Origin of the sequence: Bacillus sp. FJAT-29790, from assembly GCF_019039215.1 — a bacterium.
Classification (GTDB): Bacteria; Bacillota; Bacilli; order Bacillales; family Cytobacillaceae; genus Cytobacillus.
The window spans coordinates 1,701,364-1,721,860 of sequence record NZ_JAHNZZ010000001.1 but is presented as its reverse complement, the minus strand read 5'-3'; the positions used below and the strand labels follow the sequence as shown (position 1 = coordinate 1,721,860).

Sequence of the window (20,497 nt, the reverse complement as noted above, 5' to 3'; positions counted from 1 at the left end):
TAGCGGAAATCAACGGGCAAACTTTGTAGGATAAAAACAACAATATATGCGAAAACAGCCAAATAAAAATATAAACTAACTTAAACTTTCGATTAGTATATGTGGAAGTCCTGCTTTTCTATGCGAATTATTATCGGAAAAATATAAATTATAGAAAAATACAGTTGAAATCAAGAGTATACATGATATAATTGAAAAATTAATAAGGGAAAGAAATGAGGGTGACAGATGGAACAGAAAGTAATGAAAAAAAAATGTGTGCAATTGGAGGATATTTTAATTGCATACCAACAGTTAAAAGATATTGTTGCCCATACTCCTTTACAAAAAAATGAACGGCTTTCTGAAAAATATGGATGCAATATTTACTTGAAACGAGAAGATTTACAGCATGTCCGATCATTTAAGCTTAGGGGCGCATACTATTCAGTGATATCATTAAACAGTGATCAGTTGATAAATGGTGTTGTATGTGCAAGCGCAGGCAATCATGCTCAAGGTGTAGCATATGCATGCAGGCACCTTGGTGTTCGCGGGAAAATCTTTATGCCGGCGACGACACCAAAGCAAAAAGTAAGCCAAGTAGAAATGTTTGGCAGGGAATTTGTGGACATTATTTTAGTAGGGGATACATTTGACGATTCCTATGCTGAGGCGGTTAAATGTGCGGAAGACGAAAACCGCACGTTTGTCCATCCATTTGATGATGAAAAAGTAATCGCGGGTCAAGGTACAGTAGCTGTCGAAATATTAAATGATTGCGAAGAGCCAGTTGATTATGTGTTTGCCAGTATTGGCGGCGGGGGCTTAATGGCAGGTCTTAGCACGTATTTTACAAGCGTCTCACCGAATACGAAGATGATTGGCGTAGAGCCAGCAGGCGCTGCATCGATGCAGGAGTCCATTCAGTATCACCATGTAACCCCATTGAATAAGATTGATAAGTTCGTTGATGGAGCAGCTGTAAAATGTGTGGGAGAAAAGACTTTTTCTATTTGTGAGGAGCTAGTGGATGATATTTTGCTTGTTCCAGAAGGAAAGGTTTGTACGACAATCCTTGAATTGTATAACGAACATGCCATTATTGCGGAGCCAGCGGGTGCACTGCCAATCTCTGCACTTGATTTATATCAAGATGAAATTAAAGGAAAGAATATCGTTTGTGTAATCAGCGGTGGAAATAATGATATCGGCAGGATGCAGGAGATGAAGGAGAGATCCCTATTGTATGAAGGGCTGCTGCGCTATTTCATTGTGAATTTTCCACAGAGGGCGGGAGCATTGCGAGAATTTCTCGATGAGGTGCTTGGAGCAACGGATGATGTTACGCGTTTCGAATATACGAAGAAGAATAATAAAGATAATGGTCCGGCTTTAGTTGGCATTGAGATGAAACATAGGGAAGATTACGCTGGTTTAATCTACAGAATGGATAAAAAAGGCTTTGCCTATACTGAAATCAATAAGGATAGCAACCTATTCCATTTGCTTGTATAATTTAAAAAGGTTAAAATAACCTTATACTGTTAGTCAGATAATCCCCCCATTATTGGGGGGGTGTTTTTTATGTTAGAAATAGATCGATTTTTTTGAATCAAATAATCGATTGAAATACCGCTCAATACATTTAGAACATTGATATGAAAAAATCACAAGATGAAGTTACACGCATGTTTATGTGAATTAAATATGAACTTTTCGTTTCTTTTCCCACAAGCATTATATAAAAGATTATAATGGGGATAGATTTACAAGCAAGTCATTTATAGGAGGATGTTCACATGCTTTCAAACATCGGTGTTCCTGGATTAATCTTAATTCTTACTTTAGCTTTAATTATATTTGGTCCAAAAAAGTTACCGGAAATCGGTCGCGCATTCGGTCAAACACTTAGAGAATTCAAAAAATCGACTCGTGAATTAACAAGTGATGTAATGGAAGAGTTAGAAGATGAAGACAAGAAAAAGCGGGTAAATAAGGCGCAAGATTAAATCTTGCCCTTTTTTTCATCGGTTTTTCAATCAGTACAATCAATTGAAACTGGCAGGAGAAAATTATGGCAGATAAAGAATTGAATTTAGTTGAGCATTTAGACGAATTAAGAAAAAGGCTTATTATTACTGTAGCCGCTTTTATACTTTTTTTTATTATCGGTTTTATGTATGTAAAAGAGATATACCTGTGGTTTGTTCGTGATCTTGATGTAAAGTTAATCGTCCTTGGGCCAAGTGATATTGTTTGGGTATATATTATGCTTGCTACCATTATTGCTATTGCAGGCACAATCCCAGTGTTTGCGTTACAGATCTGGCTGTTTGTAAAACCAGCATTAAAGCCGAACGAACAAAAAATCTCTTTATCCTACGTTCCAGCACTATTTGTCTTATTTATTGTTGGGCTTTGTTTTGGTTATTTTGTTATTTTTCCGTCAGTGTTGGGCTTCCTTGTTGAATTGGGCGGGGAGATGCTGGAGGCAAACTTTACAGCTGAAAAATATTTTCGGTTTGTCATGCATATGACTCTGCCATTTGGTGTTCTTTTTGAATTGCCGGTCGTTACGATGTTTTTAACATCTCTTGGGATTATTAATCCATACGCACTTCAAAAAATTAGAAAATATGCGTATTTTGTCCTTATTGTTATAGGTGTTGTCATATCACCGCCAGATATTATGTCAGACATTCTCGTTGCGGTTCCATTGTTATTCTTGTATGAAATCAGTATTAATTTATCAAAAATTGTTTATAAACGAAAGTTGAAAAAGGAACAGGAATGGCAAGCGAATAATGAGTATGAACCAGTGGATGAATAAAAACGGTCATAAAAATAAATGGCTGTGACCGCATAATTAGACACATTTCGAGCCATACTTGGGGTATAATATATTCAAACGGGTGAAAAAGAGGATTGATATTTTGCTATTCAAAAGCCTAGAGTTCAAAAATGCTGTTGGACAGAAGGTAAAAATCACGGAGATTCCTGTATTGAAGAAAAATAGCCCTTATTATTTCATGATTCAAGTCCGTTTGCAAACATTTATTTCAACCATTTATGGGGACAAAAAAAGGAACAAGAGTTACTCTTTTAGAGAGTATTTAAAAAGAGTTTTAAAATGGCCTGATTATCAGCAATTGTTTAAAACTCCTGAATTAAAGAATAACGCTTGAACTTTTTTGGAGTATCGGTGAAAAGCCGGTACTCTTTTATTTTTTTGCAAAAAAGAGGAAACCGGCAATTTCGCCGATTTCCTCCAATCTCACCTTCAGAAAAATGCTAAGTATATTTCTGAATTCAGCTAGGGAATGGTGTTGGGGTTGGTTTCGCATAGCCTTTTTTGTATTTCTCATCGATGTATTGGCGAATTTCTTTAATTGGCTTGCCTTCTTTATGTTGGACAATGCTCTCTGCAGCTGTTTCAAGACATACGCCGCATCGCGTTCCATGATCATCCCAGACTACTTCGCCGCCCTGTTTATTTTCGAAAACGAAACAATCATAGTTGTTCATATGGTCCCCAGACTCAGCACATCCACAATAACATGGGATATGTTCTAATAGCTCCTGATGCCCAGCGACTGCCCCGTAAATCAACTGCATTTGCTCAGGTTTGTCCTTTAAAAACTGTGGAAGATGTTTGCTCGACTCCGTCCATTCACGCAAATCCCCGTTTTCCGCATGATATACATGCAAATCTTCAACATTATCTGTTTTTGTTGCTTCTTTCTGTGCCGAAGAGCATGCAGATAACAATACGAATACTGTGGCAACTGAAATGAAATATGCGAATACCTTTTTCTTCATACAAATCACCTGATTTTAATAATTTTATGTACTACAGTAAAATAGTAGCATAATTTTAGAGCGATTTTTGTAATACTATTCACAATTTCGTGTATTTGCTTATAATGAAAGATAAATGTGCTAATTTCGTAAAATATTGTTATCATATTCGCCTTAGCGTATTTGCGCCCAGATTTTTACCTTAGCTTGTTCGATAAATTCCTATAAAAAATCTAAAGGCTCGCCGGAGGCTTATCTTTACTCAGACGGGGTTTGAACCCCTACTGAATTGGATACTTGTTTGCATTCAGCTCGCCACTTTTTCGTTTAGAGACTTCTACTGAATAAAGTTAAAGGGATTTGCATAATCTTTGTCGAATGAAGTCATAACATTGTTGAGAAGAGAAGGAATCGGTGACTGATTTATGAAGGATCAAATAAAAAACTTGCCCTTATTTAGAAAAGTATTGTTATTCTCTTTTTTAATAAGCTTAATTGTCGTATTCTCTGCTGCTGGAATTAGTCTTTTACTTCAAACGCAGAAAATGGAAGAGCAGCTTAGAAATCGTGTGGTTGAAATTGCCTCTTTATGGAGTTCAACGATAAATGTGGAAGATATTGTAATAGTAAAGGAAAATCGAGATTCCAGGCACCCGGCTTTTCAGAAAATCTTTGAAAAAATTTCGGTTGTGAATGAAAAAGCTCCCTATACCAATGCCTTTCTTTTATTTCCAAAGGCTTCCGCAGATGGGGAAATATTAATTCTTGTTAGTTCAAATAGTTATGAAAATATGGGGATGGAATCCTTTTCATATTACCACGCTGATGAGACCTTTTTAAAAGGATTTGATGAAGCACTCGTTAAAAAACAAGTAACCTCAAGTTCTTTATATCGAGGTCAATATGGACTGTGGATATCCGCTTTTTCACCGATTATGGATCAAAAGGGAAACGTAGCCGCGATTCTGATATTTGATATCAATGCAGTCATTATTGAATCATTCCAAAAAGATATCGCCATTTATCTAGTTGGCTTTTTCCTTATTATGCTAAGCCTTGTTTATGTCATATTAAATCGCGGGCTCAAAAAAGTCTTGAATCCAGTAAACGAAATTATCTCCGGTTTCAATGAAGTCAGTAACGGAAATTTCAACATTCGATTACAATCTTCAAGTCAGCCTGATCTCGGGATTTTATTCGAACGATTTAACAACATGACAAACCAGTTGTCATTGCTTTTTGAACGTTTATCAGCAACCTCTGAGCAATTTGGAACAGGAAACAGAAGTGTCGTTCCGAGGCACAGATTTGAAGAAGCGATCGATGAAATGGAACAAATTTTCCAAAAAACGAAGCTGCAACGAGAGCTGCAGAGAGCAGAAAAAATGAATGCGATTGGACAATTAGCCGCTTCTGTTGCTCATGAAATTAGAAATCCAATGACTGTCGTGAAAGGTTTTTTGCAAATCTTTTTGGCAAAAGAGCATATGAGTGATGAAGAGCGGATGTATATTAGACTGATGATCGAGGAAATGAAGAGAGCAGAAACGATCATTAATGATTATCTTTCATTGGCAAAACCAGACATCGAGCAGACTGAAATCATCGATGCCGGTGAAGTTGCTTCCAAAGTCCTTGATTTAATGAATTCATATGCGATGATGTCCAAAAATATCTTACTTGAATCCGATTTAAATAGGAGTGTTTATATTAAAGGGAATACAAGTGAACTGAAGCAAGTTCTAATCAATATTCTTAAAAACGGGATCGAAGCTATGAAAGATGGCGGGACATTAAGTTTATACGTGTATAAAGAAGGGCCTTACGGTGTTATTCAGATTGGTGACACAGGGATTGGCATGAGCCAAGATCAATTGGAAAGGCTTGGAACAGCTTTCTATTCGTTAAAGGAAAAGGGAACAGGTATTGGCATGATGGTTTGTTACCAAATTATTGACAGAATGAAAGGAAGAATAGAAGTGCAAAGCAAAAACGGGAAAGGGACAATCTTTCGAATTTATGTTCCTTTAATGGAAGATTAATAATTTGAGCTTTATTCACAAATTCGTCAAACCTTTTTCTTTCTTCTTTCGTATCCGTCTGCTAGAATAAATTTCGTATATGAAGAGGAGCGGATGTAGAAAATGAAATTTCGAATTTTTACTATTATTAGTATTTTAACAATACTTGTTCTTTCTGCCTGTGCCCAAAAAGGAATTAAAGATGCGAAAAACTGGGAGATCGCAGATTTTACTTTTACCGATCAAAATAATAATTCATTTGGTTTAGCAGATCTTAAAGGGAAGATATGGGTGGCTGATTTCATATTTACAAATTGTGAAGATGTTTGTATGCCGATGACAGCCAATATGGTTAAATTACAGCAAATGGTTAAGGATAAAGAGCTTAAAAACGTTGAATTTGTTTCTTTCAGTGTGGATCCCGCTGTTGATACACCGGAAGTATTAACGGCCTATGCGAAGCAATACAATGCAGATACGACAAATTGGCATTTTCTTACTGGTTTTAAGCAGGTAGAGATCGAGAAATTTGGAATGGATTATTTTAAAACAATCATTAAAAAGCCTCAAACTGGAGATCAAGTGATTCATCAGACGTATTTTTATTTAATCGATCAGGAGGGTAAGATAATGAAAGTTTATCCCGGCCTTGCTGATATCCCTTTCGATGAAATACTTAAAGATATTAAAGCATTACAATAGACCTGTTTAGGTCTATTTTTTTTGATGAAAAAGTACGAACTAGTTCTAAAAGCCTTGCGTTTTTCATTTTTTCATCGTTTTTGCTCCGGCACGTTTAAAAAATTCCAGTGAATTGATTTTGCCATGAATGCGGGTGAAAGTGTTATAATACCTATATTAGAATTAGAAAAACCTTTCGCAGCTAGAAGTTTTACTTGAAAAAGGCGAGTGATTAGATGAGAATAAAAATCCCCATCATTTTTCTATGTTTAATTGTTTTAACTTCGTGTAATCTTAAACCTTACTCCAATATCGAGAAGTTTAATCAGCATAAGGAAACAGCTCTCATGGTTAAAGATCCAATCCCCGAGAACTTTTTTCCTAGGGAGATTACTGTTGTATCAGCGGGAGATTCGTTGACACAAGGTGTTGGGGACAGCACCGAACAAGGCGGCTATTTGCCTTATCTTGAAGCCATGTTAGAACAAGATCGAGGAATACGAGATGCTTATTTTTATAACTTTGGAGTCAAAGGGAACCGGTCTGACCAGCTTCTTCGGAAACTAGAATCAACACGGGTAAAGAAAGCTATAAAAGAGGCGGACATCGTCATTTTGACAATCGGCGGCAATGATGTCATGAAAGTGGTTCGAGAAAACTTTGCAGGCTTGAAGTTAAAAGCCTTTAAACAACAAAAAAAAATCTATGAACAAAACTTAAAAGCTGCTTTAACTTTAATTCGCGAAGAAAACCCGGACATTATGGTTGTTTTAGTAGGATTGTACAATCCATTTATTAAATGGTTTGCAAATATAAGTGAAATTGGGGAAATCATTAATGACTGGAATATGAAAAGCAAGGATATTCTAGCGCAATACCCCGAAACTTATTTTGTTGAAATCGATGATCTTTTTCAGGGAAATGAAGAGAATCTTTTATTCACCGATTATTTTCATCCGAATGATAGGGGCTATGAGCTAATTGCAGGCAGGGTTTATGAAACTTTACAAACGGAAGCGTTAAACAAGCTTTCCGAGAGATATTATGCAGCCAGAAGTGGGGAGAATGAGAATTGAAGGATCAGAAATGGAAGAAACTATTTTTCCTTTTGCTCGGAATCAACGTATTAATCGTGTTGCTGCTGTTAATCTTAGTTAAATTACCGGCGGCAGATGGGGAATATATTTCACGGCATTTGAAGTCAGACGATTATGTTCCCTTTCAAATTCAAACAAATAAGCAGGATTTGAACCAGGTCATTAATCATTATATTGAAATGGAAGGGTTAGCAGGGGCGATCAATTATTATGTGATCTTAAATGAGGAAGTGGAATTATATGGATCGATTCCTGTTTTTAGTCAGGATATCCAAATGAAGCTTACATTTGAGCCCAAGGCATTGGAAAACGGCGATATTGTCCTCCAGCAAAAAACGATTTCTGTTGGCAAGCTCCAGTTGCCGGTTGACTATGTGTTAAAGTTTATCGCGGATCGATATAAGCTGCCAGAGTGGGTTTCGATCCAGCCGAATGAGGAAAGCATTTACGTATCTTTGCAAAAAATGAAGTTAAAAAGCGATATTCATGTTAAAGTTGATGAATTTAATTTAAAAAATGATGATATTCGCTTTACTTTACTAGTACCTGTAAAATAAATGCAATCGGTGAGCTGCCGTTTGTTTCCAGCTTCACCTCCCACCTCTAATAAAGGCATGATACAAAGGCGAATGGGCTTTTGTATCATGCTTTTTTTAGCCGTTAATGACAAAAGCTTCTAGAGCAGGCTCTCCTTTTACGGAACCAATCATTAGGATCGAATAGCCTTCATTTGGTTTGAACTGGATAGGTGGCATGGTTAAAACGGCATCGGTCGTTCCTGCGGCTCTTGCTTCCAGGTTAACGATCATCGGAGAGAGACCGAGATAACCTGTCGCATGACGGAAGGAAACTTGCGGGAAAATGACATCTCCGTTTTTAACAGCAATATCGACTGCAGATGCATCAGGGGAGAGGTGAATGAATCTTACCTTTGTTTCTCCTCGAGGGATACGAAGATTATCTTCCAGTACCACCCACTTTAATTTATCAGCACTTCCTGCGGTGATCAATGTATAATGTTTTCCTGGCTCCACAACGACTTTTCTGCTAAGAATTGTGGACACCATATTTCCGGCTGGATAAATATCGATTTGGTATTTTCCCGCATGAAGGGATAAGTAATTGCTTACTTCTTTATACGGGAAATCTTTTAGCACCTTTGTACCATTAACATAAATATCCACATTAGGTGTATCGAAAGAAGCTTGAACGAACCGTATTTTTGCAGGATGTGTTGCGCTCTGTGTCATATTTGTCCGCATTGTTTGTAAGGCTAAATTTATATTTTGCAAATGCTGTTGATAATAGGCGATATGCTTATTCGGATCTGTATATTTATAGTAATTGGCTAATAGGTCGTACATGGCAGCTTTTTGAAAGTACTCGTGCTGGTTTCTATTTTGAGACATACCCCTCGCTCCTATCTAGATAGTTTACTTCAATAACATATGCTTATTGGCATGGGGTGGTGTCATGGGTGAAGGCTGTTTTCGTTAAGGCGCTTGATCCTTCAAGTATTTCTGACGCTTATAGAGTAAAAGCAAAAGTACTGATAATGGACAGTACATTTTTATTCCTTTTTGAAACCTCTGCGTATCGAAGAGGTTTCTTTTGCATGTTCAGGCTGTTTTCTTTAATCTTATCAATAAGGTGTAAAACATTATTAGATGGGAATAAGTATGATGAGATTGATAAATGGAAGAGGTGTGTATGTTGGAGGAAATAAATTTTGAATTTGCTACTTTTGCAGGCGGTTGCTTCTGGTGTATGGTCAAGCCCTTCGATGAGCAGCCAGGGATCTTAGAGGTTATATCAGGCTACACAGGGGGAACGAAGGAGAACCCTACATACGAGGAAGTCTGTTCAGAAACAACTGGTCATTATGAAGCTGTCCAAATTACATTTGACCCGCAAGTATTTCCTTATGAAAAGTTATTGGAATTGTATTGGCGGCAGATTGACCCGACTGATGAAGGAGGCCAATTTTATGATCGTGGCCAGTCTTATCAAACAGCGATTTTTTATCATAATGACAATCAGAAACAATTAGCAGAACGTTCTAAGCAAAAGCTTCAGGAAAATGGACCTTTTCAAAAACCGATTGCTACCAAGATTTTACCAGCATCTACTTTTTATGCTGCTGAAGATTACCACCAGCACTATTACAAAAAGAATCCGGCTAGGTATGGAGCCTATCGAAAAGGATCTGGCAGAGAGGCTTTTATCAAAACACATTGGAGTGAAAAAAATGACTAAAGAGAATTTAAAAAACAAGCTCAATCAAATGCAATATCATGTGACGCAAAATAACGGGACCGAGCCGCCGTTTCAAAATGAATATTGGGATGAATTCGCAGAAGGTCTATACGTGGATATTGTTTCCGGAAAGCCGTTATTCAGTTCGAAAGATAAATTTGACGCAGGGTGTGGCTGGCCGAGTTTTACAAAACCGATTGAAGAAGAGGAAGTTTTGGAGAAAAAGGATTTGAGCCATTTTATGGTTCGAACTGAAGTGCGAAGCAAAACAGCTGATTCCCATCTTGGCCATGTGTTTGATGACGGGCCGGGACCTATAGGTTTGCGTTATTGCATTAACTCGGCCGCACTGAGATTCATTCCAAAAGAAAAGCTTGAGGAAGAAGGCTATCAAGAATTTCTTCGATTATTTAATGATAACTAACTATAGCGTGGGGAAAGCCGCAAAATGTGGCTTTCTTTTCTTATTATTGTCTTGAAAATTTTCATGCCACCAAACCTTTTGAAAAAAAATGGGCGAATGCACATGCAGGTCAAGCACCTATAACATAAATTGATAATGAAAATGCCCTAAACTAGGTGAGGAGTGAAAGTATATGTATGGTGGATATGGATGCGGATATGACCCTTGTTATTCAGGATATGGTTATCCTGTGGCAGGTGCCTTTGCAGGTCCAGTAGGAGGATTTGGTGGCGTCGGATTTGGCGGCGGAGGATTTGGTTGTGGTGGCTTTGCTTTAATCGTTGTGTTATTTATTCTGTTAATTATTATTGGCGCCAGCTGTTTTGGTTTTGCTGGATGCTGCTAATGATAACAAAAGGCTGTCTCCTTTAATGGAGACAGCCTTTTTGTTTATCGATATAGTTAATTATATGATGATATTTTTACTCAATTCCTTTGATTTCATAAATTCAAATTCCAAGCAAGGATATATTTCACAAATCCTTCACTTTTTCCTCGGAAAATCCTTTTCAACTGTCTTTATAATAGAATATAGGGGAGATTTTCATTTTCAATAGGGGGAAAAAGGGTTATGCAAATTGTGTTAATGGTTATGCTTGCTTTATCGATGTTTGTATTGTTTTTCTGTGGATTTTATGCAGGCGTCATTAAAGAAAAGTATGGGAAGAATTGGCTTCAGGCTGTTCCAATCGTCGTGGCGATTTTTATGTTTAATATCATTTTCATATTAACAGAATTATTCAAGGCAGACCGCTATCAGTAAAAGAATAAAGTTAAAAGCAATCCAAACATTGGATTGCTTTTAACTTTATTCAGCAGAAGTCCCCCTACTTCTATAAATAGCGAGAGGAATGCAAACAGCTATCTAATTTAGTGGGGGTTCAAACCTCGGTGAATTTGATTATAGACGAAATAGTAACTTATCGCTTATAGTAAACGGTATATAATATTCCTGAAGGACAGGCAGAATAATGAGCATCATATGAGTGTACGCAAATTTTCAGCGAACCAATTTTTTAACAGAAAGGCGTTTATTATGGCAAAAACATTTTATCATTTTTTAATGAAATATCGGCATCCGGCACCGAAAGATGCAGTCAGCCAATTTGCAAATCATGCTTATGAGGATCACAGCTTCCCGAAGACATCCTCCGATTACCACGAAGTCAGTTCTTATTTAGAATTAAATGGTTCATACATAAGGAACATGTCTATATTTGATGAGGCGTGGGAATTGTATTTGCTTTCAGAAAGCTGATCGCTTGGAAAAGAATAAAATCGTGAAGGAGCACTCCCTTTTGGGGTGTTCTTTTCTTTAATCGGTTATAAGTTTCTTCTCCTCTGTTTTCTGCTCTTTTATTTATCTCATCTTCTCATCGACGGCGCGAATTTTCTTTTTTCTGCATATACTATGGTAATCAAATCAATAACTCACGGCTCAGGTCTCGAGAGGATGGAGGAAATGAGCAATAAAAAAAAACCAAAATATAATATCGGTGATACAGTCGTGATCACTATGTATGGGACGGTTGGAAAAGTAACAGATGTTAAGTGGCTCGATGGCATGTACGTTTACGAAGTGAATAAAAGCGAAGGTCTTTATATGGAGTCCAGCCTTCAAATGTTGTCAGACTACGAAGGGGACATTGTGGAAAAAGAACATATTGACATTGAATATAAATATTTCTTCGGTGATTTAGTTCAGGTGAAGGGCTATGGCTCAGACCTTTTTAAAATAGTCGGATTCAGAACGGAAATTTGGCGATATAAGGAAGATGCATGGGAAGATGTCATATACGAACTTTCAAGGATTAGCGATGCGGAATGGCTTGAGGCCGGGGAAGAGGAATTGACCCTCGTGGCCGATGCGGAGAGTGCAGATGCCTTTATCCAAAAACTAGGGCTGTTGTATTTAATAAATAAGAAAGAAAAGCTGCCTGAACGGAAAGAAAAGCAAGGCGAATCCTTTCGAAAAGCAGAGAAGGAATTTCTCGATAATATAAAGGAAAAAAAGCGATTGATCGATGGGTTATTAGATATATATAATGATTACCGGATTCTTTATGAACTATTTCAAGATGATGAATATAAATATATTATGCGGGTGATTTTAAGGAAGCTGAAACAAATTGCTAATAATGATGACAAAAGCCCCGTTTAAAGCTGCCTTCCAAACTGCAGCATTAAATAGAATAAATAAGGAGTTCCCAACCAAAAAACAAGCTTAAAAATAATATTTAAAAATCGTCCGTATCCATCAATAATCATACTTTCTTCATTATTTACATCTTCTTTTATTGCGGCAACGAATCTAAATAGATGGCTCATATTTTCTCCTCCATAAAAACATCCATTTTTTCGGCGATCGGCTCTTCAACATTTCTGCCTATGTTCATATGTGTATGCTTGTCCACTTATAAAAATGTCAGGAGGAAAATTTTTTTACTTCCTGCTCTGCATTTTTTAGCTGCACTAGGAGGGCGGCACGTGTTCAGGGTATGAGAGGAAAAGAGGGTAACTACTGTAGCAATAGGATCTTGGTGACGATCAGCGGGCATTTATGCTTTTCTTTTTGCATGAAAACCGGTAGGACATCATACATTCACTACAAAGGGGGCGATGCTGTGAAGGAAATCGAGGTCGTTATTGATACGGAAGAAATAGCTGAATTTTTCTTTCATGAGCTGGTAAGGAGAGGATACGTGCCTACTGAAGGAGAATTGGAAGAACTCGCAGATATAACGTTCGAATACTTATTGCAAAAATGCATTATTGATGAAGAAATGGAAGAAGAATAATATAGAAAAAATAAAGGCCCTGATAAGGAGTAACGCTATTGGGGTTAAAAAGGGAAATTATATTTAATATGGTATGAAATGGAGGGCTAATTTTAGCCTTCCTTTTTCCATTTTATCGTATTAAAAAACATAAAGTGGGAGAAATTTATCTTTTATTAAGGGGGAATAACAGTTCAATTAAAACGAGGTTAAAATTGAATTAATCGGCCATTTTTTTAGAATATCATGTTTATAATGGCTTTAGCTCAGCAGGAATGGAACTAAAAAAACCTCTGTAATTAAATTCCTAGGATCATTACTTTAAGAAAAGCTTTGGCGGAGCGGGTCCCTATAATCCCAGTTCCAGTTAAAATCTTATTTTAATAGTATAATATAGGGGTCAAAAGAGGAGGGTAAAATGGAACCACGTGAATATTATTTTGATAATGCAAAGGTTATTTTGATCTTCTTGGTTGTATTTGGGCATTTGCTGCGCTCTTTCATTGAAGATAGTGAAATCATTTATTCTTTATATAAAGTAATCTATACCTTTCACATGCCTGCCTTTATTTTGGTCTCCGGTTATTTTGCTAAAGGCCTTTATAAAAAGGGATATATTTCTAAGATTGCAAAAAAACTCATTTTGCCATATCTTATTTTCCAAGTGATTTATTCTGTGTTTTATTATTTTCTCTATAACAAATCGGCTATTGAAGTAGATCCGCTTACCCCACATTGGTCGCTATGGTTTCTAATTAGCCTATTTTGCTGGAATATGATGCTCCTTCTGTTTGCAAAATATAAAGCGGTCTATTCAATTTCCATGGCTTTATTGCTTGGATTAGCAGTCGGATATGCTGATTGGATTACCAATTTTTTAAGCTTATCGCGAACTTTTGTGTTCTTCCCTTTATTCTTGATTGGCTACTATATGAAGAAGGAGGATTTTTACACTTTATTAAAACCGCAAATAAGAACTGTAGCACTGATTATATTTGCAGTCGTGCTGCTCGGTTTTTCTTTATACCCAAGTATTAATTACGAGTGGCTGTTAGGGTCAAAACCGTATATAGAAATGGGGAGCGCTTCTATTAGCGCGTTATTTATAAGGCTTGGATTTTATAGTTTAAGTTTGATTATGGTTTTCTGCTTTTTCTCGTTCGTGCCAAGAAAACAGTATTTCTTTACGGATATTGGAAAATACACTCTCTATGTTTATCTGCTGCATGGATTCTTTGTCCGTATTTTTAGGGTAAGCGATGTTCAAAATTTCTTTAATAAGCCAGTTAACTTCCTCCTGCTAGCTGGAGTTTCATTGCTGCTAACTATGTTATTATCAAGCAAGCTTACCATTTCATTTGCACAGCCTTTAATAGAATTAAAGGTTTCAAGGCTTAAAAGTTTAAATTTAAAAGTTCGGTCCATCCTTCATTTTTATAGAGATAAGCTGTTGAATTAATGTGAAAAACGGACGTTATCAGTATAATGCGTCCGTTTTTTTATGGAATCAAAATATTATTAGCGACTTTTTAACACGAACCAAAAGAATTTCACCTTATTATCCGTTTAATTAAGTACTTCTTTATTTACCAAGTTTGGCGGTGTTTTTCCTTGCAGAGCATCCGAAATATTTTTTGCAGCCAGTTCCCACATTTTCGTTCTCGTTTGGATACTGGCGCTGCCGATATGCGGGAGTGTGACGACATTCGAAAATTGTAATAACGGATGGTCGATCGGAACCGGTTCTTGCTCAAATACATCTAAGCCCGCTCCCCAAATATCACCTTCTGATAGCGCCTCGATTAAATCCTTTTCGTTAACAATCCCGCCCCTTGCCGTATTTATCAGAATTGCAGTCTTCTTCATTTGTTTTAATTCGCGAAGAGTAATTAGGTTCTTTGTTTCTTTTGTAAATGGTGTAAGCACACAAACGAAATCAGATGATTGTAATAGTGTATCTAAATCTGCATATTCGATGCCAAGCTCTTCTTCTAAGACCGGCTTCGGACTTCGATTATGATATACTATTTTCATATTAAAACCTTTTGCCCTTCTTGCGACCGCTGCGCCAATGTCACCTAGTCCAATGATGCCTAATGTCGAACCATGAACATCCATGCCAGTCATAAACATGGGCGACCATGTTTTCCAGTCACCTTCTCGTAATACAGCGGATGCCTCAATCAATCTTCGGGACGTTGCCATCAAAAGGGCAAAGGTGAGATCAGCTGTTGTTTCAGTTAATACGCCAGGCGTATTGGTTACCATCACTCCTTTAGCCGTTGCTTCTCCGATATTTATATTATTGTAGCCAACTGCTAAATTACTAATCACCTTCAGATTCCTACCTGCATCCAGCACATCTGTATCAATGCTTTCTGTTAGTAAACAGAGAAGTCCATCCGCATTTTGCACTTCATTTAAAAGATGATCCCTTGGAATTTCCACATCTTCAGACTCCCATACTTCAACCTCAAAGTGCGCTTTGAGGTTCTCGAGCACATGATGAGGTGGTTTACGTGTAATGAATATTTTCGGTTTAATTGAACTCATCCTCCTACCAACACTTTTTGAGATACTATCAGAATACTCTTTAATTATAGTATAAAATGAATAAAAAGGAGTGACTCATTGGAAAATGGTAGTCGTTCTAGGTTCATAATAAAAAAGATGAAAGCTCTTGAAGCAGTAAGCGGGCTAAACCGTATTACTTTCAGAGTTGATATTCCCTTAAATTTTATATCTGCCATTCAATCATCAAATTAAATACCATTTTCTAAATTCACCCCATAATCGACAAAAATAGTATTTTTTAGCTAAAGGAATCGACAAGGGCAATCGCTAATAAATAAGTAATGAAATTGGTGGTCGTTTCCATGAGGTGCATTCGCGTGCTTTTTTTAGAAATTTGAAGAATTGAAACGGGTTCATATGAATTTAACTCTTAAGGGGGAATACGAATGCTAAAGGAGTTAACAAGGAGAATTACAAAAAAATACGATGTGACTATTTTTCAAACACCTGAATTTCGGCAGAGTAAAGGGTATAAGCAAGTTTATCGGTTAACTATTCAAGGAGGAGATCATGATCAATGCCTTGACTCCATTTTTGCAAAATTTAACGTACCTGATCGAATCCCTGCTGATTTCACTGGAAGATTTATTTCTACGGGTGATATACTTTTTATTGACGAGGGAAGAAAAGGGCAATATTATTATCAGTTAAAGCCTGGCGGATGGGAAGGAATTAATCGCATACTAATAAGATAATTCTGAAGGAGTAAGGAGAGCAAATGCTCTCCTTTACTCACCTTGCCTGTTTTTACGCTTATTTGCAGAGAATTCTTTCCCATGCGCTTCTAGTTCGGCAATAATCGCTTCTGGTGGAGTGTGATTATTTTTTTTCGGTGAATTGATGCGATTTCGATGTTTTTTACCCATTTTCAACCTCCTGCTTATCGATTACTGTGTGTTTTAACCTTCTTTGTCGTATTAGGAGTTGTTCCCGTTTTTGATGTCGGATTAGTTTCATTGGCATGTTGGACAGCCTGTCTAAGCTTTTTACTCATTTTCTCTTCTGTCATGATCTAAAGACCTCCTCCCGAAAATCTAATAATATCTTGCCCGGATGAAATGAATTCATGCTAGAACTTGAAGGTTTTTAAGCATGGGTTTAAAATGGTATAGTGTGTCTGAAAGCAGTTCCAATTGCTTTTTAGAATTTATTGGAGGTTTTGAAATTATGAGTATACATATAGGTGCAAAGGAAAATGAGATTGCAGAGACGGTTCTTTTACCTGGAGACCCATTGCGTGCAAAGTATATTGCAGAAACATTCTTGGAAAATGCGCACTGTTATAATGAAGTCCGGAATATGTTCGGTTATACCGGGACATATAAAGGAAAGCGAATTTCCGTTCAAGGAACAGGAATGGGCGTGCCGTCAATTTCTATTTATATCAATGAATTGATGCAAAGCTACAATGTGCAAAACTTGATTCGGGTTGGAACGTGCGGGGCTATTCAAAAAGATGTCAAGGTGCGCGATGTGATTCTTGCGATGACGGCATCCACTGACTCGCAAATGAACAGACTTACTTTCGGTGGCGTTGATTTTGCTCCAACAGCCAACTTTGATTTGCTAAAAAGAGCTTATGATACTGGAATCGAAAAAGGCTTGAATCTCAAGGTTGGAAATGTCTTTACAGCTGATATGTTTTATAACGACAACAGTGAATTAGAAAAATGGGCAAAATATCAGATTTTAGCGATTGAAATGGAGACCTCGGCACTCTATACAATTGCAGCGAAATTTGACCGAAAGGCTTTATCTGTTCTGACCGTCAGCGACCATATTTTAACAGGCGAAGAAACGACAGCAGAAGAAAGACAAACGACTTTCAATGATATGATTGAAGTTGCCCTTGATGCGGCGATAAAAGAATAACAAAGCTACGTAAAACTGGTTCATTGGATGGGCCAGTTTTTTGTTCATCAAAATCATGCTATTTGCCTGTTTTTCTCTTATTTCTGAAAAAGTTTATATTTCGTGTTAAAATAGTAAAGTTAAGCCTCCGGCGAGCCTCTAGATTTTTAAAGGAATTTATCGAGCAAGCTAAGGTAAAAATCTGGGCGCAAATACGCCAAGGCGAATTTAATTAAGACAGGTGGAAAAAATGAAAAAAGTTATGATCCTAACAGCAATATTGACTCTCCTGCTAGCGGGTTGCAGTCAGTTAGAGCCTTATTTGGAAAAGATCCCATTTTTGCAAAAAGAAGCAAATCAATCCCAAGAACCAGTTAATCCTAGTGAAAAGTCTCCCGAAGATAATCCAGATCCATCTGAAGAATCTAGCGGTCAATCACAAGGAGATGAAGTACCTTCCCTTGAAGCGGCTTTCTTTAATGAAATTAAAGTGGTAGACGGAAAAAATTTCATTCAAAATCCGACCAACGTGATGGTCTTAGTTAATAAACAATTCAGCCTTCCAGATGGCTATGCCCCGGAAGATTTAGTCCGTCCAAATGTGCCATTTTCTTTTGGTGATCAGGATTTGGAAAAAAGCTATATGCGACAAGAAGCAGCCACCGCACTCGAAAAGATGTTTGCTGATGCAAAAATGAATGGAATCGACCTGTTTGCTGTTTCCGGTTATCGCTCATATGCAAGGCAATCGACCATATTCGATGCCGAGGTAAATAAATTCGGTAAAGAGAAGGCTGTTCAGGCAGTGGCAATCCCGGGGAGCAGTGAACATCAAACAGGCTTGGCGATGGATTTATCAAGTCCTAGCGCAAATTATGAACTTTCTGAGGAGTTCGGAGAGACAAAAGAAGGCAAGTGGATTGCAGAAAATGCCCACCGCTTTGGATTTATACTCCGGTATCCGAAAGGAAAAGAAGACATAACGGGCTATATGTTTGAACCATGGCATTTTCGTTATGTCGGTACGCCTGCTGCAGCCGTAATTTATGAAAAAAAATTAACATTAGAGGAATATTTCAATATTGTCCAGAAAATATAAATTGCTCCGCATTTTAATTCGAAGGCTGTTTTCTATGAAGTTGATTGGAGCGGAAATCAACCACGCTACATTTTGTAAATAGCAACAAGGTTTACGAAAACAGTCTTCATTAAAAAGGTCAGACATAGTCTGGCCTTCCTTTGTGCAAAAACTCGGTGTTTCATATGTTTTTCTTTGTTCTTTTTAGCATAAAAATGGTATTCTAATCAATAAGGATTTTTGTGGGGAATCTTACGGAATGAAAGTGGTGAAGGATTTGCAAAAAGAGGATTTAAATCAGGAGTCACCTGATAAACAATCAGGGTTCATTCGCATGAAAAAGCTTCATTTTGTTATGATGCTTTTTATAATTGTTTTATTATCGGCTGGAATTACGACCGCTGCGCTAATTGGACAAGCAGCGAATTTCGGTGGGGAACGAAAAGGATTTGAAAAACTGTATACGGCATTTGATACGTTGAAAAGTTCTTATTTTCAGGAAATTGATCAAGACAAGTTAATTAACGGAGCCATTAATGGCATGGTTGATGCATTAGATGACCCTTATTCAGATTATATGAGTGTGGAGGAGGCGAAAAGCTTTCACCAAAGCATCTCTTCTTCATTTGAAGGAATTGGAGCCGAAATTCAGGAACAAGACGGATTTATTATGATTGTGTCACCACTCAAAGGGTCGCCTGCTGAAAAAGCGGGATTAAAGCCGAATGATAAGGTGCTAGCAGTGGACGGAAAAAGCTTGCAAGGTATGAGTTCTGTAGAGGCCGTGACCATCATCCGCGGAGAAAAAGGAACGAAGGTTGAGCTTTCGATTCAGCGTCCGGGAGTAGATGAAAAAATGATTGTTCCAATCGTTCGGGATACGATCCCCCTTGAAACAGTCTACGGGGAAATGCTAGAGGATGGAATGGCCAAAGTGCAAATCACCTCTTTTTCTGAAAACACATCGAAAGAGCTGATCGCCAAATTAAATGAACTGCAGGGTCAGGGAATGAAAGGGCTAATCCTTGATTTAAGGCAAAATCCTGGAGGTTTATTGAATCAGGCGATTGATATTTCTAGCCTTTTCGTTCCGGGCGGGAAAATCATTTTCCAAGTAGAAGACCGCAACGGAAATCGGGAGGAAGTAAAATCAAAAGGAAACGATCAACCAGGCATTCCGCTTGTAGTTGTGATTGATAAAGGAAGTGCGAGTGCGTCGGAGATTTTAGCAGGTGCCGTTAAAGAATCGGCTAATATCCCGCTTGTCGGAGAAAAATCATTCGGGAAGGGAACCGTCCAGCGGGCTCAAGATTTCTCGGACGGATCGAATATGAAATTCACAACTGAAAAATGGCTGACGCCAAATGGCAACTGGATCCATAAAAAAGGAATCGTTCCAGATTATGAAGTCGCATTGCCTGAATATGCTTCCTTGCCATTGATTAACCCAGATGAGAAATTAATGCTTTCCTCTTCATCAAGCCAAGTAAAATCAGCACAGCAAATGCTTAAAGCAATTGGATTTGATCCAGGCAGAGAAGACGGCTTTTTTGATGAAAAAACAAAACAAGCTGTTGAACAATTCCAAACGGCTGAAAAGCTGGAAGTGAATGGCGTCTTAACTGGAAAGTCAACAATCGCGCTCATGCAGAAATTGAGAGAAAAGCTGGAAAAAGATGATACGCAAATCAAAAAAGCAGTTGAAGTTTTAAAACAGAAAATGGGATCCTAAAAAGGAAAGCGGATCTAGAAGAGAACTCTCCAATTCGTTAACTGGAGAGTTCTTTTTATTGAACTACAATCCCACATAACACCGAGTATAGAATAATCCATTCAATCCAACAATGATAGTAAGTCGCCTGCAGCGACATTAAGTATTGCCCTCTCTTGAAAATTTTTAACTTTATTCAGCAGAAGTC

At 37.5% G+C, this 20,497-nt stretch carries 26 protein-coding genes; 20 read left to right on the top strand and 6 right to left on the bottom strand.

All coding sequences use genetic code 11. The features are described from left to right. The first annotated feature begins 228 nt into the window (after positions 1–228). The 4 genes from ilvA to BGM26_RS08090 all read left to right on the top strand — a co-directional run bounded on the left by ilvA (position 229) and on the right by BGM26_RS08090 (position 3,167). A complete protein-coding gene (gene ilvA, locus BGM26_RS08105) occupies positions 229–1,497 on the top strand; it encodes a threonine ammonia-lyase IlvA (RefSeq protein ID WP_217039281.1) in 1,269 nt (422 codons plus the stop codon). Between the two features lie 284 nt (positions 1,498–1,781). Further along, positions 1,782–1,991 (top strand): twin-arginine translocase TatA/TatE family subunit, encoded by a 210-nt coding sequence (locus tag BGM26_RS08100; RefSeq protein ID WP_217039279.1) that lies wholly within the window; start codon positions 1,782–1,784, stop codon positions 1,989–1,991. A gap of 65 nt (positions 1,992–2,056) precedes the next feature. Next, positions 2,057–2,812 (top strand): twin-arginine translocase subunit TatC, encoded by a 756-nt coding sequence (gene tatC, locus BGM26_RS08095; protein WP_217039277.1) that lies wholly within the window; start codon positions 2,057–2,059, stop codon positions 2,810–2,812. 103 nt (positions 2,813–2,915) lie between these two features. Next, entirely contained in the window at positions 2,916–3,167 is a 252-nt protein-coding gene (locus tag BGM26_RS08090; RefSeq protein ID WP_217039275.1) for a YpmP family protein, read from the top strand. A 124-nt stretch (positions 3,168–3,291) separates the two neighbouring features. Here BGM26_RS08090 and BGM26_RS08085 read toward each other — a convergent pair whose 3' ends face one another. Next, positions 3,292–3,801, bottom strand: coding sequence for a PCYCGC domain-containing protein (locus BGM26_RS08085; protein ID WP_217039274.1), 510 nt, complete (start codon positions 3,799–3,801; stop codon positions 3,292–3,294). Positions 3,802–4,205: 404 nt separating this feature from the next. Between BGM26_RS08085 and BGM26_RS08080 the strand changes: the two genes are divergently transcribed. The 4 genes from BGM26_RS08080 to BGM26_RS08065 all read left to right on the top strand — a co-directional run bounded on the left by BGM26_RS08080 (position 4,206) and on the right by BGM26_RS08065 (position 8,136). After that, entirely contained in the window at positions 4,206–5,822 is a 1,617-nt protein-coding gene (locus BGM26_RS08080; protein WP_217039273.1) for a sensor histidine kinase, read from the top strand. 102 nt (positions 5,823–5,924) lie between these two features. Beyond that, positions 5,925–6,503 carry an SCO family protein gene (locus tag BGM26_RS08075; RefSeq protein ID WP_217039272.1) on the top strand — a complete coding sequence of 193 codons (579 nt, stop codon included), beginning with the start codon at positions 5,925–5,927 and terminating at the stop codon, positions 6,501–6,503. A gap of 215 nt (positions 6,504–6,718) precedes the next feature. Further along, positions 6,719–7,558, top strand: coding sequence for an SGNH/GDSL hydrolase family protein (locus BGM26_RS08070; RefSeq protein WP_217039271.1), 840 nt, complete (start codon positions 6,719–6,721; stop codon positions 7,556–7,558). Continuing rightward, the gene (locus BGM26_RS08065) at positions 7,555–8,136 is read left to right on the top strand and encodes a YpmS family protein (RefSeq protein WP_217039270.1); all 582 of its coding nucleotides are present in this window, start codon (positions 7,555–7,557) and stop codon (positions 8,134–8,136) included. Before BGM26_RS08070 ends, BGM26_RS08065 begins: the two co-directional genes overlap by 4 nt. Before the next feature lie 96 nt (positions 8,137–8,232). On the opposite strand, the gene BGM26_RS08060 is transcribed toward BGM26_RS08065, so the two are convergent. Further along, the gene (locus tag BGM26_RS08060) at positions 8,233–8,988 is read right to left on the bottom strand and encodes a DUF4397 domain-containing protein (RefSeq protein ID WP_217039269.1); all 756 of its coding nucleotides are present in this window, start codon (positions 8,986–8,988) and stop codon (positions 8,233–8,235) included. 358 nt (positions 8,989–9,346) lie between these two features. Here BGM26_RS08060 and msrA point away from each other — a divergent pair, with 358 nt between their 5' ends. The 6 genes from msrA (at position 9,347) to BGM26_RS08030 (ending at position 12,459) form a co-directional block, all read left to right on the top strand. Further along, positions 9,347–9,835 (top strand): peptide-methionine (S)-S-oxide reductase MsrA, encoded by a 489-nt coding sequence (gene msrA / locus BGM26_RS08055; protein ID WP_483297800.1) that lies wholly within the window; start codon positions 9,347–9,349, stop codon positions 9,833–9,835. After that, the gene (gene msrB, locus BGM26_RS08050) at positions 9,828–10,259 is read left to right on the top strand and encodes a peptide-methionine (R)-S-oxide reductase MsrB (protein WP_217039267.1); all 432 of its coding nucleotides are present in this window, start codon (positions 9,828–9,830) and stop codon (positions 10,257–10,259) included. Before msrA ends, msrB begins: the two co-directional genes overlap by 8 nt. A 229-nt stretch (positions 10,260–10,488) precedes the next feature. Next, a complete protein-coding gene (locus BGM26_RS08045) occupies positions 10,489–10,644 on the top strand; it encodes a YjcZ family sporulation protein (RefSeq protein ID WP_483297799.1) in 156 nt (51 codons plus the stop codon). A 225-nt stretch (positions 10,645–10,869) separates the two neighbouring features. After that, positions 10,870–11,061 carry a hypothetical protein gene (locus BGM26_RS08040; protein WP_217039265.1) on the top strand — a complete coding sequence of 64 codons (192 nt, stop codon included), beginning with the start codon at positions 10,870–10,872 and terminating at the stop codon, positions 11,059–11,061. Positions 11,062–11,334: 273 nt separating this feature from the next. After that, positions 11,335–11,556: a YozE family protein gene (locus BGM26_RS08035; RefSeq protein WP_217039264.1), complete on the top strand. Its 222-nt coding sequence runs from the start codon at positions 11,335–11,337 to the stop codon at positions 11,554–11,556. A gap of 204 nt (positions 11,557–11,760) precedes the next feature. Further along, positions 11,761–12,459 (top strand): hypothetical protein, encoded by a 699-nt coding sequence (locus BGM26_RS08030; protein ID WP_217039263.1) that lies wholly within the window; start codon positions 11,761–11,763, stop codon positions 12,457–12,459. Here BGM26_RS08030 and BGM26_RS08025 read toward each other — a convergent pair. Beyond that, positions 12,456–12,626 carry a hypothetical protein gene (locus BGM26_RS08025; RefSeq protein ID WP_217039262.1) on the bottom strand — a complete coding sequence of 57 codons (171 nt, stop codon included), beginning with the start codon at positions 12,624–12,626 and terminating at the stop codon, positions 12,456–12,458. The genes BGM26_RS08030 and BGM26_RS08025 overlap by 4 nt on opposite strands. Positions 12,627–12,922: 296 nt before the next feature. On the opposite strand from BGM26_RS08025, the gene BGM26_RS08020 reads away from it, so the two are divergent. Further along, complete coding sequence (locus BGM26_RS08020; protein ID WP_217039261.1) at positions 12,923–13,096, top strand: YozD family protein; 174 nt, start codon at positions 12,923–12,925, stop codon at positions 13,094–13,096. 397 nt (positions 13,097–13,493) lie between these two features. Further along, complete coding sequence (locus BGM26_RS08015) at positions 13,494–14,534, top strand: acyltransferase family protein (protein WP_217039260.1); 1,041 nt, start codon at positions 13,494–13,496, stop codon at positions 14,532–14,534. Between the two features lie 107 nt (positions 14,535–14,641). Here BGM26_RS08015 and BGM26_RS08010 read toward each other — a convergent pair whose 3' ends face one another. Then, complete coding sequence (locus tag BGM26_RS08010) at positions 14,642–15,619, bottom strand: 2-hydroxyacid dehydrogenase (RefSeq protein WP_217040705.1); 978 nt, start codon at positions 15,617–15,619, stop codon at positions 14,642–14,644. Between the two features lie 416 nt (positions 15,620–16,035). Here BGM26_RS08010 and BGM26_RS08005 point away from each other — a divergent pair, with 416 nt between their 5' ends. Next, entirely contained in the window at positions 16,036–16,344 is a 309-nt protein-coding gene (locus BGM26_RS08005; protein ID WP_217039259.1) for a YodL domain-containing protein, read from the top strand. Between the two features lie 33 nt (positions 16,345–16,377). On the opposite strand, the gene BGM26_RS08000 is transcribed toward BGM26_RS08005, so the two are convergent. Then, positions 16,378–16,515, bottom strand: coding sequence for a hypothetical protein (locus BGM26_RS08000; protein WP_217039258.1), 138 nt, complete (start codon positions 16,513–16,515; stop codon positions 16,378–16,380). 14 nt (positions 16,516–16,529) lie between these two features. Further along, positions 16,530–16,658 carry a hypothetical protein gene (locus tag BGM26_RS21680; RefSeq protein WP_302053225.1) on the bottom strand — a complete coding sequence of 43 codons (129 nt, stop codon included), beginning with the start codon at positions 16,656–16,658 and terminating at the stop codon, positions 16,530–16,532. Positions 16,659–16,816: 158 nt separating this feature from the next. Between BGM26_RS21680 and deoD the strand changes: the two genes are divergently transcribed. From deoD to BGM26_RS07985, 3 genes are all read left to right on the top strand, one after another. Continuing rightward, a complete protein-coding gene (deoD, locus tag BGM26_RS07995; protein ID WP_217039257.1) occupies positions 16,817–17,521 on the top strand; it encodes a purine-nucleoside phosphorylase in 705 nt (234 codons plus the stop codon). 229 nt (positions 17,522–17,750) lie between these two features. Continuing rightward, positions 17,751–18,599: a M15 family metallopeptidase gene (locus BGM26_RS07990; protein ID WP_217039256.1), complete on the top strand. Its 849-nt coding sequence runs from the start codon at positions 17,751–17,753 to the stop codon at positions 18,597–18,599. Between the two features lie 238 nt (positions 18,600–18,837). After that, on the top strand, positions 18,838–20,310 hold the full coding sequence (locus tag BGM26_RS07985; protein WP_217039255.1) for a lmo1851 family serine protease: 1,473 nt from the start codon (positions 18,838–18,840) through the stop codon (positions 20,308–20,310). Positions 20,311–20,497: the final 187 nt, after the last annotated feature.

Bases quoted from the DNA above. Each gene is read 5' to 3' on its own strand.
- tatC (WP_217039277.1), top strand. From the start codon at position 2,057: ATGGCAGATAAAGAATTGAATTTAGTTGAGCATTTAGACGAATTAAGA.
- BGM26_RS08005 (WP_217039259.1), top strand. From the start codon at position 16,036: ATGCTAAAGGAGTTAACAAGGAGAATTACAAAAAAATACGATGTGACT.
- BGM26_RS08015 (WP_217039260.1), top strand. From the start codon at position 13,494: ATGGAACCACGTGAATATTATTTTGATAATGCAAAGGTTATTTTGATC.
- BGM26_RS08030 (WP_217039263.1), top strand. From the start codon at position 11,761: ATGAGCAATAAAAAAAAACCAAAATATAATATCGGTGATACAGTCGTG.
- BGM26_RS08100 (WP_217039279.1), top strand. From the start codon at position 1,782: ATGCTTTCAAACATCGGTGTTCCTGGATTAATCTTAATTCTTACTTTA.
- BGM26_RS08040 (WP_217039265.1), top strand. From the start codon at position 10,870: ATGCAAATTGTGTTAATGGTTATGCTTGCTTTATCGATGTTTGTATTG.
- BGM26_RS08025 (WP_217039262.1), bottom strand. From the start codon at position 12,626: ATGAGCCATCTATTTAGATTCGTTGCCGCAATAAAAGAAGATGTAAAT.
- deoD (WP_217039257.1), top strand. From the start codon at position 16,817: ATGAGTATACATATAGGTGCAAAGGAAAATGAGATTGCAGAGACGGTT.
- ilvA (WP_217039281.1), top strand. From the start codon at position 229: ATGGAACAGAAAGTAATGAAAAAAAAATGTGTGCAATTGGAGGATATT.
- BGM26_RS08080 (WP_217039273.1), top strand. From the start codon at position 4,206: ATGAAGGATCAAATAAAAAACTTGCCCTTATTTAGAAAAGTATTGTTA.
- BGM26_RS08085 (WP_217039274.1), bottom strand. From the start codon at position 3,801: ATGAAGAAAAAGGTATTCGCATATTTCATTTCAGTTGCCACAGTATTC.
- BGM26_RS07990 (WP_217039256.1), top strand. From the start codon at position 17,751: ATGAAAAAAGTTATGATCCTAACAGCAATATTGACTCTCCTGCTAGCG.
- msrA (WP_483297800.1), top strand. From the start codon at position 9,347: ATGGTCAAGCCCTTCGATGAGCAGCCAGGGATCTTAGAGGTTATATCA.
- BGM26_RS08060 (WP_217039269.1), bottom strand. From the start codon at position 8,988: ATGTCTCAAAATAGAAACCAGCACGAGTACTTTCAAAAAGCTGCCATG.
- BGM26_RS07985 (WP_217039255.1), top strand. From the start codon at position 18,838: ATGAAAGTGGTGAAGGATTTGCAAAAAGAGGATTTAAATCAGGAGTCA.
- BGM26_RS08035 (WP_217039264.1), top strand. From the start codon at position 11,335: ATGGCAAAAACATTTTATCATTTTTTAATGAAATATCGGCATCCGGCA.
- BGM26_RS08000 (WP_217039258.1), bottom strand. From the start codon at position 16,515: ATGGGTAAAAAACATCGAAATCGCATCAATTCACCGAAAAAAAATAAT.
- BGM26_RS21680 (WP_302053225.1), bottom strand. From the start codon at position 16,658: ATGACAGAAGAGAAAATGAGTAAAAAGCTTAGACAGGCTGTCCAACAT.
- BGM26_RS08075 (WP_217039272.1), top strand. From the start codon at position 5,925: ATGAAATTTCGAATTTTTACTATTATTAGTATTTTAACAATACTTGTT.
- msrB (WP_217039267.1), top strand. From the start codon at position 9,828: ATGACTAAAGAGAATTTAAAAAACAAGCTCAATCAAATGCAATATCAT.
- BGM26_RS08070 (WP_217039271.1), top strand. From the start codon at position 6,719: ATGAGAATAAAAATCCCCATCATTTTTCTATGTTTAATTGTTTTAACT.